The sequence below is a fragment of the Pseudomonadales bacterium genome, from assembly GCA_024234165.1.
In the GTDB taxonomy this organism is placed as follows: Bacteria; Pseudomonadota; Gammaproteobacteria; order Pseudomonadales; family UBA5518; genus UBA5518.
Genome location: JACKOP010000003.1, coordinates 330,133 through 345,253, shown reverse-complemented (window position 1 = coordinate 345,253; position 15,121 = coordinate 330,133). Strand labels below are relative to the sequence as shown.

General features: G+C 67.1%; 14 protein-coding genes. 4 read left to right on the top strand and 10 right to left on the bottom strand.

The annotated features are described in order from the left end of the window. Positions 1-138 precede the first annotated feature (138 nt). On the bottom strand, positions 139-1,572 hold the full coding sequence (locus H7A12_10885; protein MCP5321313.1) for a coniferyl aldehyde dehydrogenase: 1,434 nt from the start codon (positions 1,570-1,572) through the stop codon (positions 139-141). A gap of 351 nt (positions 1,573-1,923) precedes the next feature. On the opposite strand from H7A12_10885, the gene ilvD reads away from it, so the two are divergent. After that, the gene (gene ilvD, locus H7A12_10880) at positions 1,924-3,774 is read left to right on the top strand and encodes a dihydroxy-acid dehydratase (GenBank protein MCP5321312.1); all 1,851 of its coding nucleotides are present in this window, start codon (positions 1,924-1,926) and stop codon (positions 3,772-3,774) included. 232 nt (positions 3,775-4,006) lie between these two features. On the opposite strand, the gene H7A12_10875 is transcribed toward ilvD, so the two are convergent. From H7A12_10875 to H7A12_10835, 9 genes are read right to left on the bottom strand one after another with little or no spacing between them, the layout of a single operon-like run. Next, positions 4,007-5,341 carry a tetratricopeptide repeat protein gene (locus tag H7A12_10875; protein MCP5321311.1) on the bottom strand — a complete coding sequence of 445 codons (1,335 nt, stop codon included), beginning with the start codon at positions 5,339-5,341 and terminating at the stop codon, positions 4,007-4,009. Beyond that, the gene (locus tag H7A12_10870) at positions 5,338-5,913 is read right to left on the bottom strand and encodes an energy transducer TonB (GenBank protein MCP5321310.1); all 576 of its coding nucleotides are present in this window, start codon (positions 5,911-5,913) and stop codon (positions 5,338-5,340) included. The genes H7A12_10875 and H7A12_10870 overlap by 4 nt, the downstream gene beginning before the upstream one ends. Before the next feature lie 38 nt (positions 5,914-5,951). Continuing rightward, the gene (locus H7A12_10865) at positions 5,952-6,365 is read right to left on the bottom strand and encodes a biopolymer transporter ExbD (GenBank protein MCP5321309.1); all 414 of its coding nucleotides are present in this window, start codon (positions 6,363-6,365) and stop codon (positions 5,952-5,954) included. A 9-nt stretch (positions 6,366-6,374) separates the two neighbouring features. Further along, positions 6,375-6,899, bottom strand: a complete 525-nt coding sequence (locus H7A12_10860; GenBank protein ID MCP5321308.1) for a MotA/TolQ/ExbB proton channel family protein — start codon at positions 6,897-6,899, stop codon at positions 6,375-6,377. Further along, positions 6,899-8,290: a MotA/TolQ/ExbB proton channel family protein gene (locus H7A12_10855; protein ID MCP5321307.1), complete on the bottom strand. Its 1,392-nt coding sequence runs from the start codon at positions 8,288-8,290 to the stop codon at positions 6,899-6,901. The genes H7A12_10860 and H7A12_10855 overlap by 1 nt, the downstream gene beginning before the upstream one ends. Further along, entirely contained in the window at positions 8,287-9,072 is a 786-nt protein-coding gene (locus H7A12_10850) for a DUF3450 domain-containing protein (protein ID MCP5321306.1), read from the bottom strand. The genes H7A12_10855 and H7A12_10850 overlap by 4 nt, the downstream gene beginning before the upstream one ends. 46 nt (positions 9,073-9,118) lie before the next feature. Then, positions 9,119-9,658, bottom strand: coding sequence for a dihydrofolate reductase (locus tag H7A12_10845; GenBank protein MCP5321305.1), 540 nt, complete (start codon positions 9,656-9,658; stop codon positions 9,119-9,121). Next, positions 9,655-10,449 (bottom strand): thymidylate synthase, encoded by a 795-nt coding sequence (locus H7A12_10840; protein ID MCP5321304.1) that lies wholly within the window; start codon positions 10,447-10,449, stop codon positions 9,655-9,657. Before H7A12_10840 ends, H7A12_10845 begins: the two co-directional genes overlap by 4 nt. A gap of 16 nt (positions 10,450-10,465) precedes the next feature. Further along, on the bottom strand, positions 10,466-11,275 hold the full coding sequence (locus H7A12_10835; GenBank protein MCP5321303.1) for a prolipoprotein diacylglyceryl transferase: 810 nt from the start codon (positions 11,273-11,275) through the stop codon (positions 10,466-10,468). A 115-nt stretch (positions 11,276-11,390) separates the two neighbouring features. On the opposite strand from H7A12_10835, the gene H7A12_10830 reads away from it, so the two are divergent. From H7A12_10830 to H7A12_10820, 3 genes are all read left to right on the top strand, one after another. Further along, on the top strand, positions 11,391-12,176 hold the full coding sequence (locus tag H7A12_10830) for an NRDE family protein (protein MCP5321302.1): 786 nt from the start codon (positions 11,391-11,393) through the stop codon (positions 12,174-12,176). A 233-nt stretch (positions 12,177-12,409) separates the two neighbouring features. Beyond that, positions 12,410-13,048: a hypothetical protein gene (locus tag H7A12_10825; protein MCP5321301.1), complete on the top strand. Its 639-nt coding sequence runs from the start codon at positions 12,410-12,412 to the stop codon at positions 13,046-13,048. 91 nt (positions 13,049-13,139) lie between these two features. Continuing rightward, entirely contained in the window at positions 13,140-15,119 is a 1,980-nt protein-coding gene (locus tag H7A12_10820; protein MCP5321300.1) for a ThiF family adenylyltransferase, read from the top strand. The last annotated feature ends 2 nt before the right edge of the window (positions 15,120-15,121 follow it).

The window sequence follows — 15,121 nt, the reverse complement described above, 5'->3', positions numbered from 1 at the left end:
CCAATGCACACGTACGCGGGTTTCCAGCCGCGGATTTATTCTGATTTTTTGTCAGTCGTCCTTACCGACCGCGGACGGCATGCGCAGGGTGCCACCGCTCACCGACCGGCAGCAACCACGCGATTGCAGGAAAAATCCCTAACTTTTCATGAATTGCTGCACCCGTGCGGCGAACTTCGGCCCGAACGGGGGGCGCATGCCGAACCGGGTCGCAAAGTCCACGCGTGCCTGCCGATACACCGCGCGCGCGTGCGAGAACTGGCGAAAACCGTCGCGGCCGTGGTAGTTGCCCATGCCGCTTGGCCCCACCCCGCCGAAAGGCAGTGCGTCACAGCCCGCGTGCGCGCCGATATCGTTGATCGAAACTCCACCCGAGAGCGTACGCTGCAGGATCTGCTCGACTTCGGCGCCGTTCGAGTCACCGAAGTAATACAGCGCGAGCGGACGATCATGGCGGTTGATGTACGCGATCGCCCCGTCGATGTCGCGATACGTCTTCAGCGGCAGCAGTGGGCCGAAGATTTCCTCCTGCATGACCAGGCGCTCGTCGTCGGGTTCGATGAACAGCCGCGGCATCATCTTGTGCTGGCCTGCAGGCTGGGTCGCGAATGATTCCTTGCCCGGGTTGATCTCGACGCAGCGCACGCCTGCCGCGAGCGCGTCATCGACCAGACGCGTGAGGCGACCGAGATGGCGGCCGTTCACGATCGAGGTGTAATCGGGGTTCGCCAGCAGCGTGGGGTAGAGCTTCGCCGCTGCCGCCTGCAGCGCCTCGATCGTCTCGTCCAGGCGGGACGCCGGAACCAGCAGGTAGTCCGGTGCGATGCAGATCTGCCCGGCGTTCGACAGCTTGAAGTCCATGATCTTCAACGCCGCAGCGGCGAGATCGGCACCCTGCCCGATCACCACCGGCGACTTGCCGCCGAGTTCGAGCGTGACCGGAACGAGGTTCTTCGCGGCGGCAGCCATCACGTGGCGAGCGATCGAACCGGCCCCGGTGAACACCAGATGGTCGAACGGCAGGCCCGAAAAGGCCGCGCTCACTTCGGCATCCCCGGTGACGATCGCCACCTCGGTGGCGTCGAAGTAGCGCGGGAACAGCGTCGCGAACTGTTCGGCAACGCGCGGCGTGAACTCCGAAGGCTTGATGATCGCGCGGTTTCCTGCGGCCAGCACGCCGATCAGCGGGCCTACCGCAAGGTAGATCGGAAAGTTCCACGGCACGATGATGCCGACACAGCCGAGCGGCTGGTAGCGTACGCGCGCGTCGGCACCGAGCAGGCGCATCATGAACGGCACGGGACGCCGTTCGTCCTTCATCCACGCGGGGATCTGCTTGTTGGTGGTGCGGATCTCGGCGATCGGCACGGCAATCTCGGTGAGGCGCGCGTACTCCTGGCAGCGCGAGCCGAAGTCTGCCCGCAGCGCATCGATCAGCGCGTCCTGATTCTCGCGCAGCAGCGCCGCCAGGCGATCGAGCCGGTCCTGGCGGGTTTTCGCATCCACCGCACCAGCGGCGACGAAAGCGCTCTTCTGGCGATCAACGAGGTCGAGCATCTGTTGCGGTGTCATCGGTACCTCCCCCTTGCTGGCGGCTGACTCTCAGGTTCGACTGGCACGCGCAGTCTACCGCAGCACGCTATCGCGCGGGTGGGAGATCGTCCGCCGTAGGTCGGCATTCATGCCGACGGGAATGCCGATACCGGAATGTCGGGTTGAAACCCGACCTACGTCGGTTGGCACCGCACCCGTAGGTCGGCATTCATGCCGACGGGAATGCCGATACCGGAATGTCGGGTTGAAACCCGACCTACGCAGGTCGGCATTCATGCCGACGCGCAGCACGCCGGGCGCGGGTGGGAGATCGGGCAGCGAGCGCATAGAATGCGCGCCTCAGCATCCGCCTGCACGAGAAGCCCGATCATGCCCAGATACCGCTCCCGCACCACCACCGAAGGCCGCAACATGGCCGGGGCCCGCGCGCTGTGGCGCGCCACCGGCATGAAGGACGAGGACTTCAGGAAGCCGATCATCGCGGTCGCCAACTCGTTCACCCAGTTCGTCCCCGGACACGTGCACCTGAAGGACATGGGTCAACTCGTCGCGCGCGAGATCGAGCGTGCCGGCGGCGTGGCGAAGGAGTTCGACACGATCGCGATCGACGACGGCATCGCGATGGGGCACGACGGCATGCTCTACAGCCTGCCGTCGCGCGACCTGATCGCGGATTCGGTCGAGTACATGGTCAACGCGCACTGTGCCGACGCGCTGGTATGCATTTCGAACTGCGACAAGATCACGCCCGGGATGCTGATGGCGGCGCTGCGCCTGAACATTCCGGCCGTGTTCGTCTCCGGCGGCCCGATGGAAGCCGGCAAGACCAGGCTGTCCGAACACCGGCTCGACCTGATCGACGCGATGGTGATCGCGGCCGACGCGGGCGCAGACGACGCGACCGTCGTCGAATACGAACGTTCGGCCTGCCCGACCTGCGGCTCATGCTCCGGCATGTTCACCGCCAACTCGATGAACTGCCTGACCGAGGCGCTCGGGCTGTCGCTGCCGGGCAACGGCACCGTGGTTGCCACCCACGCGGACCGTGAACGCCTGTTCCTCGAGGCAGGCAGGCTCGCGCTCGAGCTGGCACGACGCCATTACGAGAACGACGACGCATCGGTGCTGCCGCGCGCGATCGCAAGCCGTGCCGCGTTCGAGAATGCGATGACGCTCGACATCGCGATGGGCGGGTCGACGAACACGATCCTGCACCTGCTGGCTGCAGCCGTGGAGGCGGGTGTCGACTTCACGATGGCCGACATCGACCGCCTGTCGCGCCGCGTGCCGCAGCTCTGCAAGGTGGCACCCAGCACGCCGAAGTACCACGTCGAGGACGTGCACCGCGCCGGCGGCATCATGGCGATTCTCGGTGAGCTCGACCGCGCCGGCCTGCTCCAGACCGATGTGCCGACCGTGCACAGTGCCACGCTCGCCGACGCGCTCGCTCGCTGGGACGTGATGTGCAACGACGCAGCCGGCGTGCACGAGTTCTTCCGTGCCGGACCGGCGGGAATCCCGACGCAGCGCGCGTTCAGCCAGGCCACGCGCTGGCTAGACCTCGATCTGGACCGCGCCGAGGGCTGCATCCGCGATGCGGCACACGCCTACGCGAGCGAGGGCGGCCTTGCAGTGCTCTACGGCAACATCGCGCGCGACGGCTGCGTGGTGAAGACCGCTGGCGTGGATGAATCGATCTGGGTGTTCGAGGGTCCTGCACATGTCTGCGAGAGCCAGGACGAAGCGGTCGAACACATCCTGAACGGTTCGGTGCAGGCCGGCGACGTGGTGATCGTGCGCTACGAGGGTCCGCGCGGAGGTCCGGGCATGCAGGAAATGCTCTACCCCACCAGCTACATCAAGTCGCGCGGCCTGGGGCAGGCCTGCGCGCTGCTGACCGACGGGCGCTTCTCCGGCGGCACGTCCGGCCTGTCGATCGGACACGTTTCGCCGGAAGCGGCGAGCGGCGGGGAGATCGCGCTGGTGGAGAACGGCGACCGCATCCGCATCGACATTCCGGGGCGTCGCATCGACGTGTTGCTCGATGACGCCGAGCTGGCACGCCGGCGCAGCGCGATGGAAGCGCGGGGGTCGACTGCGTGGAAGCCGGCGCAGCCACGCCCACGGCAGGTGTCGGTGGCACTGCGCGCCTACGCGATGCTGTGCACCAGCGCCGACCGCGGCGCGGTGCGCGACGTCTCGAAGATCCCGCCAATGTAGGTCGGGTTTCAACCCGACATTTCCGGTATCGGCATCCCCGTGTCGATATTCCCGTCGGCATGAATGCCGACCCACGGGCGCGGTGCCAACCGACGTAGGTCGGGTTTCAACCCGACATTTGCCCGTCGGCATGAATGCCGACCCACGGGCGCGGTGCCAACCGCCGTAGGTCGGGTTTCAACCCGACATTTGCCCGTCGGCATGAATGCCGACCTACGGGTGGATGGCGGCTTCAATGATCGAAATCGCGCGCGAGCCGGTCGGCGCGCGTGATCTCGGTGTCCAGGAACCGCAACCACTGCTCTGCCGACTGGCGCGAGCGCCGGTCGCGGGCCGCCTCGTTGAACGCGCTGCGCGCATCGACGTAGCGCCCGAGGTTGTAGAGCGCCATGCCGAGCACGATCTGCACGCTGTCCGGCCTGCTGCCACCACCCAGGTCGAGCGCCCTGTGTGCCGCGGCGACAGCGTCCTCGTTCGCGTTCTCCTCGAGCTCCAGGCTGGCGACGCGCAGCCACGCCTGCGCGTCGTTCGCCAGCGTGGCGGCACGCGTCAGCACCTCGACCGCACGCCGGTTCTCGCGCGCCTCGCGCAGCGCAGCGCCGAGCAGTTCGAGGTTGCGCGCATCCGCTTCGACCTGCCCCTGCTGCATACCGCGCTCGAGCACGTGTGCCGCACGCATCGGCGTCCCGTTGTCGAGGTACAGATACACCAGATTCAGCAGCTCACGCTCCGCCGTCAGCCAACCGCTGCGATACGCGGTCTCCAGCGCGGCAAGTCGACGCACGGGCTCACCCAGCTCGCCGAAGATGCCCGCCAACTGCACGAAATAATCCTTGCGCGGCCAGCGTCCGGCCAGCTCTTCGAGCGTGGCGGCCGTCGCGGCCAGATCTCCCTTGGCGAAACTCGCCATGCGTTGCAGCAGGTACCAGTTCTCGCGCGGCGGCTGCCCACGCGAACGCGCCTCGGCGAGCGCACGTCCGATGCCTTGCAGGGCTGCATCGTGCTGCCCGAGCTGGTAGCGCGCCTGCGCAAGCAGTATGTAGGCCTCGGGGGCAGGATCGTCGGCAAGCCGGAACCACGCATCGAGCATCGCCGCGGCGCGCTTCCAGTCGGAACTCGCCAGATAGAGCTGCGCCAGACTGTAACGTGTGCTCTCCTCCATCGGCTCGGGCAGGCCGGGCTGCGCGAGCACCTGCTCCCAGGCGCGGATCGCGGCCGGAAAATCCTTTTTCGTGTACCGGATCCAGGCGCGGAAGTTATACACGTTGGCCAGTTCGTAGCCGTTCAGCGCGCGTGCGCCCGAACTGGCCGGATAATCTCGTTCGAGCGCGGCGAGCAGGCGTTCGGCCTCGTCGAGTCCGCCCGTGTCTGCCACGCGCTGCGCTGCCGTGAGGCGAGTCAACACATCATGGCGCAACGTCAGGGTGTCCGTGCGCGTGTGGCGCGGCTGCAGCGGCCTGCCCGCCTGGGCGTACACCCAACCCACGTCGCAAGGCATCGAAGCGGCGACGAGCAGCGCCACCAGGACCCAGCGCTGCCGCGCGCCGCTGCAGCAAGCCGGCTTCATGGGTCGAGCTCGAAAACGAACTGATTGCGCACGCCGCTCACCTCCACCGGCCGGCCGTCGACCACGCGCGGGCGGTACTTGAACTTCAGCGCGGCACGCAACGAAGCCTCCTCGAACACACCGGGCGGCTGGCAGTCGATCACGACCGGATCCCGCGTCGCGCCACTTGCGGTAACCGTGTATTCGACGGTGCAGTGACCGCTGATCCCGCGCGCCTGGGCACGGCGCGGGTATACCGCCGCGACCTTGACGATCGGCAGGTAGTCGGCGTCAGCGGGTACGGCAGCCACCACGGCGCCGCTGTGCAACCCGGGCGCCGCGCCAGCACGGCCGTCGAGCGCGACAGGCGCGCTGGCACCGAATCCACCGACCATCGGGAGATCCACCCGCGGCGGTCGCGCGGGATCGGGAAGGCGCTGCGGCCGACCGGGTTCGGGCAGCGCGTCGCGGTGTTGCCCGCGCAGCGTGAGATCCGCAATCCGCACACGCGCACCGGCATCGACACCGGGTGCAGCGGTGCCGATCAACGCCTGCATCGTGAACAGCAACGCCAGCGTGACGGCTGCTCCCATCAGCACGGCGAACAGCGGGCCCAGAGCGCGCATGCTCATCACTTGCGCTGCACCGAGAGTGCAGCGTCGGCGATGCCGGCCGCACGCGCGGCCTCGAGCACGCGCACCAGCGCGCTGGCGCTCGAGCGCGCATCGGCCTGCACCAGCAGCGCTGCGTGCGGATGCTCTGCACGCAGCGCCTCGATACGCAGCCGCAACCGGTGCATATCGACCTCCCGCCCCGCGATCCAGATGCGGTTCCCGGCGGATATCGCGACCAGGATCTGTACGCTGCGTTCGGTTTCGGCGGTCGCGGCGTGCGGGCGTTCGACCTCGATCCCGGTATCGGCGACGAACGATGCGGTGACGATGAAAAAGATCAGCAGGATGAACACCACGTCGAGCAGCGGCGTGTAGTCGATCGCCCCCTGCGGTGAAGGACTGGCCGTGGCGAAGACACGCAGCCGACGCATGCTTGCGACTCAGTGGTCTGCCGTGAGGCGGTCTTCGGCGAGCGCGAGCTCGCGCCGCGCCAGACGTGCCACCCAGGCGCTGGCCAGCACGCCGGAAATCGCCGCGACCATGCCGGCCATGGTCGGTATGGTCGCACGTGCGACACCGTCGGCCAGTGCGTGCGTATCACCAGCACCGAGCGAAAGCGCCTCGAACACCAGCAGCATGCCGGTGACGGTGCCGAGCAAGCCGAGCAGCGGACACAGCGCGACGCAGGCACGAATCAGCGCGAGATTGCGTTGCACGCGCGCATCGAGCCGTGCCAGCAGTGCACGCCGCACCTGGCGCGCATGCCAGGAACGGCGCTCGTTGCGTGCTTCCCACACGGCAACGGTTGCGGCCACGTCGTGCGGCAGCACGATGCGCAGATACCACAGCCGATCGAAGACCAACGCCCACATCAGGAAGCTGAGTGCCGTCACCGCATACAGCACCGTCCCGCCCGCGTGCAGGAAGGCCTGCAGTTCACGCAGTGCGAACGCCACCGTTTCCATCACGGCTCTCCACGGACATGGCCGGTGTGCTCCGCGAGCAGGCCGGTCGTCTCTTCTTCGAGGATCTGCGTGATGCGACGCACGCGGCTGGCGAGCAGTGCGTGCACGAACACGACCGGAATCGCCACGCACAGGCCCTGCACCGTCGTGACCAGCGCCTGCGAAATGCCGCCGGCCATCGCCTTCGGGTCACCGGCACCGAAGATCGTGATCGACTGGAAGGTCATGATCATCCCGGTCACGGTGCCGAGCAGCCCGAGCAGCGGCGCCACGGTCGCGATGATGCGCAGCAGCGACAACCCGCGCTCGATCGCCGGCAGCTCGCGGATCACCGCCTCGCTCAACTTCAGTTCGAGCGTCTCGGCGTCCATCGTCGGGTTCGCCTCGTGCACCGCCAGCACCCGGCCCAGCGGGTTGTCGGGGTTCGCGCGCGCGCTGCCAAGCTGTGCGCCAACGCGCTGGCGCATGCGCAGCAGCACCGCATAGCGGTAGGACGCGAGTACAGCGGCGCACGCACCGAGCGCCATGATCAGGTAGCCGATCAGGCCGCCCTGCTGCACGCGCTCGCTGAAGGACGGCGCCGCCGTCAGCGCCGCCAGGAAGCCGCCGCCGGAGGGTCCGCTCGGATCGAGCCCGAAGCCGTGCAGGCCTTGCGTGGAGCGGGCAAGCTCTGCAGCAGCCGCAACCAAGCGCTGCTGCGGTTGGCGCGCCAGTTGCGAGAGCGCACCCGAGGCGACGTCGTACTGCAGGTAATCACCGGCTGCGGAGACGATGTTGAACACGCCGACGCGCACCACCGGCGTCTGCGACCGACTGCCGTCGGGGCGCACCACACTCGCCTCGAACGCGTGCACCTCGCCACCGGCGGCCATTTCGCGCTGCAGCTCGTACCAGAAGTTCTCCAGGTCGGACATCGTTGGCAGTTCGACGCCGCTGCCGGCACGCTCGATCAGCGCCACGGTATGCTCGACGCGCGCGGCACCCAGTTCGACGGCGCTCAGCGAGCTGCCGAAGCCGTCGCGCGCCTCACCGGCAGCCGCAGTCAGGTGTCCCAGCAGTTCGGTGAGCGAACCCAGCTTCTCGCTCAGGCGTTGTCGTGCATCCGCGATGCGGGTCTCGTTGGCGTCGAAGCGTTTCTCGAGCTCGGCCGAACGCTTCTGCCGCGCGGCAAGCTCGGTGCGCACCCGCGCCAGTTCCTGCTGCTGCGCATCGCGATCGGCCAGGAAACGCGCTTCGCGTTCGCGCGCCTCGAGCGCATCCTCGGCCTGCCCCTGGCGCACCAGCGTCAAGAGTTCCGTGATCGAACGCGGCGAGGCGTCCTCGGCGTGCAGTACGCCAGCAAACACGCTGCACGCGATTGCGGCCACGACCATCCGGTACCTGCGCTTCATGGCGCAACCTCCGGCGCCGGGACCGGCAACCACAGCAGCTCGAGCGCCGCCTGCCGGTTCGCCATGCGGATGCCGTCACGGATCGCCAAGTCGAAATCACCGCCCGCGAGCGGCTCCCACGCCTTCGTGAGCGGATTCCACACGCCGCAGCTGCCGCCGTCCGCGGTGCGATAAAGCAGTGCGATGCGTCCGACACGCAGGACATCGACTTCGCGCTGCTCGCCGCCGATCGTGATCGTGTCGCGGTAGGTGTCGATCTTGCGGCCGAAGTCGATCTCGATCTGGTAGGCATCGATCACCTCACGAAATTTCTCGGCGAGCGTGATATCGGCACGATCCATGTTGCGGCGCAGCGACGCAACGCGCTGATTGCGCTCCTGCAGATGGAACGGCCGGTCGAGTGCGACGAAGTCCTGCAGCGAATCGATCATGCGGATCAGCAGCGGGAGCATCTGGCGCGCCAGTACCGTGGCGTCGCCAAAGGAAGCGTCGATCACAGCGATGCGCTGCTCCTGCGCCGCGATCTGCCGCTCGAGGCGCTCGTTGTAGACGTCGAGGCCTTCGATCTGGCGATTCAGCGCCCGGTACTCCTCGAGCAGGGCGCGCGACTCATCGGCCAGGGCGTCGATGCGCTGCTGCGACTGCTGCGCGTCGGCAGTCGCCTTCTTGCTTGCATCCAGTACATCGTCGAGCCGTTGCGCCGGCAACGACGTACTGACGAGCAGCCCCGCCAGCACGCAGGCAGCACGCAAGGTCCGTCGTGTGCTCGCGATCCGGATCATCGAATGCTTCCCCGCACTGCTGTGATGCCTCTGCTGCGCCGGCGTATTACACCGTGTTTCGTACCCCGGCAGAAGCCGCACCGATGCGTTCGAGGGTCAGGAACGCGAAATGCAGCTCCGGATCCGACGCGCTCGCGCACTCCTCCCGCGCCACCTCACGCCAGTCGTCGGCCGCATGGGAAGGAAACAGCACGTCGCCATCGACCTCGCGCTCGATCAGCGTGAGGTGGATGCGCTCGGCGAGCGGCAGGCACTGGCGATAGATCTCCGCACCACCGATCACCATGCACTCGTCCACCCCGTCGCGTGCGGCGATTCCCTGCGCGAGCCGCAGCGCGTCGGGAACGCTGCGCGCATGCAGCACGCCGTCGGGAAAGCGGGGTTCGGCCTGGCCACTGATCACGATATTGCTTCGCCCTGGCAGCGGGCGTCCGATCGATTCGAAGGTGCGCCGACCCATCACGACCGGCTTGCCGAGCGTGAGCGCACGAAAACGGCGCAGGTCTTCGGGCAGATACCACGGCAGCGCGTTGTCGCGCCCGATGACCCGGTTGCGCGCCATCGCGACGACCAGCACCAGCTTCATACTGCGACCGGTGCCGCGATATGCGGATGGCTCCGGTAGCCACGCAGCTCGAAGTGCTCGAAGCGGAACCCGAACAGGTCGCGCACGCCCGGATCGAGCACCATCTGCGGCAGCGGCAACGGCTCGCGCCCGAGCTGCAGGCGCGCCTGCTCCAGATGATTGCTGTAAAGATGCGCATCACCGAATGTATGGACGAAGTCTCCCGGCGCCAGATCGCAGGCCTGCGCGACCATCAGCGTCAGCAGCGCATAGGAGGCGATATTGAACGGCACACCAAGGAACACGTCGGCGCTGCGCTGGTAGAGCTGGCACGACAGGCGCCCGTCCTGCACGTGGAACTGGAACAGCGCATGGCAGGGTGCGAGCGCCATGCGTTCGATATCGGCCACGTTCCAGGCGCTCACCAGCAGGCGGCGCGAATCGGGCGTGGAACGTATCTGCCCGAGCACCTGTGCGATCTGGTCGATGTGGCGTCCGTCGGCAGCCGGCCAACTGCGCCACTGGTAACCGTAGACCGGCCCGAGTTCACCGTTCGCGTCGGCCCATTCGTCCCAGATCGAGACGCCGTTCTCCTTCAGGTAGCGGGTGTTGGTTTCTCCGCGCAGGAACCACAGCAGCTCGTGGATGATCGAGCGCAGATGCAGCTTCTTGGTCGTCAGCAACGGAAAGCCGGCAGCCAGATCGAAGCGCATCTGGTAGCCGAACACGCTGAGTGTGCCGGTGCCGGTGCGGTCCTGGCGCGGGCGCCCATGTGCGAGGATGTGGCGCATCAGTTGCTGGTACTGCTGCATCGCGGCGCGCTCCCGCTCAGCCGGCGGCCGTGGCGTCTGGGTGCCGGGCACGATGCTGTGCCCACAGGAACATCGCCAGACCGGCCACCACCATCGGCAGGCTCAGCAACTGCCCGCGGGTCAGCCAGTCGAACGCGACGAAGCCGAGGCCGTGATCCGGCTCGCGCACGAACTCGACCAGGAAGCGGAAGACGCCGTACAGCAGCAGGAACAGCCCGCTCACCGCCAGCCGCGGACGCGGACGCGCGGAGTACCACCACAGGACCGCAAACAGCAGCACGCCCTCGAGCATGACCTGGTAGAGCTGCGAGGGATGACGTGCCAGCCCCAGCGGATCGTGCGGAAACACCATCGCCCACGGCAGATCGCTGGGACGCCCCCACAACTCCTGGCCGATGAAGTTGCCGATGCGCCCGAAACCGAGCCCGAGCGGCACCAGCGGCGCGACGAAATCGAACAGCGCGCCCAGCGGCTGCCCGGCCCGACGCGCCAGCCACCACAGCGCAACGATCACCCCGAGCAGCCCGCCATGGAACGACATGCCGCCTTCCCAGACCCGGAACAGCCACCAGGGATCGGCGACGAGATGATCGAAGCCATAGAACAACGCGTAACCCAGGCGTCCGCCCAGCACCACCCCGATCGCGCACCAGAACACCAGGTCCTCGATCTGCTCTGCGGTCAGCGGCGAACCCGGCCGCCGCGCGCGCAGCCGCCCCAGCCACCATGCGGTGGCGAATGCACACAGGTACATCAGGCCGTACCAGTGCACGTCGAGCGGGCCCAGCGAAATGGCAACCGGGTCGATATCGGGGTGACGCAGCATCGGAGGAACTCCCGCAACGGCAACGGCGACAGCGGCATCTGCGAAAGCGGCTGCCGAACGCACGAACGGCGGCTATTATGCCGTGCGACCCCGAACCCGGCCACCGCAACGAACCATGTGCCTCATCGTCATCGCCTGGCGGCAACACGCCGATTTTCCGCTGGTGATCGCCGCCAATCGCGACGAATTCCACACCCGCCCCACCGATCCGCTGCATTTCTGGCCAGACCACCCGCAATTGCTGGCAGGCCGCGACCTGCGTGCGGGTGGCACCTGGCTCGGCATCACGCGGACCGGGCGCTTCGCGGCGATCACGAACCGCCGTGGCCACGAGGCGCCTGCTGGCGCACCGTCACGCGGCATGCTCACGCTCGACCACCTGCTCGGAGAATGCCCACCACGGCTTTATATACAACGCCTCGGCAGTGACTGCGAACGCTATGCCGGCTTCAACCTGCTGGTCGGCGACATCGCCGGCGAACTGCACTACATCGGCAACCGCGGCCCCCGCCTGGAACGCCTGCAGCCGGGTGTCTACGGCCTGTCGAACGCGATGCTCGACACCCCGTGGCCCAAACTGCTGGGCGCGCGCGAGGAAATGGCGGCACTGCTGCGGGGTGACCCGGACCCGCAACGAGTGCTCGAGCTGCTGGCCGACCGCACGGTGCCCCCCGACAAGGCACTGCCGGCAACCGGGGTCGGCATCGAACAGGAGCGACTGCTCGGACCGCGCTTCGTTTCCAGCGAGTGGTACGGTACGCGTGCATCGAGCTGCATACGCGTACGCCGTGACGGTCGGGTCGAGTTCACCGAGCGTCGCTTCGACGCCCGCGCCCGGCCGCTGGCAACGCTGCAGTACGCATTCGACCTGAGCCCGCAGGTCGGCATTTCGTCGGCATGAATGCCGACCCACGTAGGTCGGGTTTCAACCCGACAGGGTATGACGGCAGCGCCGTTGTCATTGTCGGCATGAATGCCGATCCACGTAGGTCGGGTTTCAACCCGACGATTGACGCCGACATTCCAGTCGGCATGAATGCCGACCTACATTGCAGCATCGACACTTCGCGACTATAGATAGGCCCTGATATATAGATGAACGCTACCGCAGCGAACCCACAGGAACACCCCTCCATGGACGAAACGACCTCGAACCAGCCCTCGCGGAGCCAGAACAGCGCGTCGGGCTCAGTGCACGGCAGCGGCCGCCACCGCAGCTCGCGGCGCCGACGCAAGTCGAGCATGAGTCCGGGCGCGATGATAGCCGCCGTGATCGGCGTGGTCGCCGTGGCAACGTTCGCTGCGTTCGTGGTCGGCTCGATCGTGAAGCAAAGCTCGAGTGTCGCCGTGCAGCGCGCTGCGCTACAGGAGGATCAGGCGAACACAAACGATGTGCGCGCGGAACTCAAGCGCATGCGTGCGGAAATGGACACGCTCGTGAAGCAGCGTCTGCCGCGACTCAAGGTGCTGCAGTTCGACAAGGTCATTCCGATGAACCAGCCTTACGTGCGCAGCGTACTGTTCACCCTGACCCGCTCGGACGACAAGGAAAGTTACGAGTACACGATCATCCTCGAGAACGTCGATTCTCCCACCACGCTCCCGACCGTGCAGGTGTTGCTGTTCGACCGCACCGGCGTGCAGGTCGGCGGTGACCGGGTCGAGGGCGCCGGGATGCTGCGTCCCGGAGACCGGCAGACATTCTCGGGCGAGATACCGCTGTTCATGGACTCGACACCCGAATACTTCTACGTGGACAGCGGCAAGCACTGAAGGCAGGTCGGCACCTGGCGCTGCAGGCGCCCGAATTGGACTATCCTCCAGTTATCAGTTTGCCGCCTCTGCCGCCTTGGAGAACGGATTCTTGAGTCCGGAGTTCAACTATCAACTCGCGTTTGCGCGCAACCTTGGCTGGGTGAGCGAGGCCGAGCAGGCGATCCTGCGCAGCAAGCGCATCGCCATCGCGGGCCTCGGCGGCGTTGGCGGCAGCCACCTGCTCACGCTGGCGCGCCTCGGCGTCGGCGCCTTCAACATCGCCGACTTCGATGTCTTCGACCTGCCCAACTTCAACCGTCAGGCCGGTGCCAGCATGCGTCACCTCGGCCGCCCCAAGGTGGAGGTGCTGCACGAGTTGTCGCGCGACATCAACCCGGAACTGGAACTGCGCACCTTCGCGAAGGGTGTGAACCGGGACAACCTGGACGCCTTTCTGGACGGCGTCGACCTCTACGTCGACAGCCTGGATTTCTTCGCGGTCCAAACGCGGCGGATGGTCTTCGCCGCGTGCGCGTCCCGGCAGATCCCCGCGATCACGGCGGCTCCGCTCGGTATGAGCGCGGCCTTCCTTGCGTTCCTGCCCGGCCGGATGTCGTTCGAGGAATACTTTCGCATGGAGGGACACAGCGAAAGTGAGCAGTTGCTTCGGTTCCTGGTCGGGCTGTCTCCCGCGATGCTGCAGCTCCCCTATCTGGTCGAGAGGCGACGCGTCAACCTCGACGGCCACGAAGGCCCTTCGACCGCGATGGCCTGTGAACTCTGCGCCGGCGTGGCCGGCGTCAACGCACTGAAGATCCTGCTGAACCGCGGTGACGTGGTCGCCGCGCCGAAGGGCCTGCAGTTCGACGCCTACCGCAATCGCCTGCGCACGACCTGGCGCCCCGGCGGCAACGAGAACCCGATCCAGCGCCTGATGCTGGCGATTGCGCGCCGCAGCCTGAGCCCTGCGTCTGCCGCACCCGTACCGCGACCACTGCAGAAGCCGGTCGAACGCATCCTCGATCTCGCGCGCTGGGCGCCGAGCGGGGACAACGAACAGCCGTGGCGTTTCGAAATCGTCGCCGACGATCACGTCGTGGTGCACGCCCACGATACGCGCGACTGGTGCATCTACGACCTCGATGGACACGCCAGCCAGATCGCCGTAGGGGCGCTGCTGGAAACCATCGGTATTGCGGCATCCACCGACGGGCTGCAGGCAAGCTGCGCAAGACGCCCCGATTCCCCCGAAGACAAGCCACAGATCGATGTGCGCCTGACGCCGGCGAGCGATGCCTCACCCCACCGTCTGCTGCCCTTCGTGCGCGCGCGGGTGACGCAACGGCGGCCGTTCACCACACAGCCGCTGGGCGATGCGCAGAAAAAGGCACTGGAAGCAGCCATCGGCCCGGGCTATCGCGTGCTGTGGATGGAAGGCGCGGCGCGGCGCCGGCAGATGGCGACGCTGCTGTTTCGCAGCGCGCACATCCGCCTCACGACCCGCGAGGCGTGGGAAGTGCATCGACGCAACATCGAATGGGGCGCGCAGTTCAGCGAGGACCGCCTGCCCGACCAGGCGATCGGCGTGGACGCGCTCACGCGCAAGATCATGCAGTGGGCGCTGCAGCGCTGGGAGCGGGTACGGTTCCTGAACCGCTACTTCGCCGGCACCTGGCTGCCGCGCCTGCAGATGGATCTGCTGCCGGGATACCGCTGCGCGGCGCATTTCCTGATCGTTGCCGACCAGCCGCTCGCGGGCATCGACGACTACATGGCAGGCGGTCGCGCCGTGCAACGCTTCTGGCTCGCCGCCACCAGTCTCGCGCTGCAGCTGCAGCCGGAGATGACACCGCTGATCTTCGCGCGTTACGCCAGCGAGCAACGGCGCTTCACCGAAACACCGTCGTGCCTCGTCGCAGCCCAGCGCATCGGCAACGAACTCGCCGCGCTCACGGGCAACAGCCGGCTCGGCAGCGAAGGCGTATTCCTCGGGCGCATCGGCATCGGCCCCGCGCCCACGGCACGCTCGACCCGCTTGCCGCTGCAACGGCTGTTGCATCCCGTTCAACCCAGTAATTCATCAGAGTGATA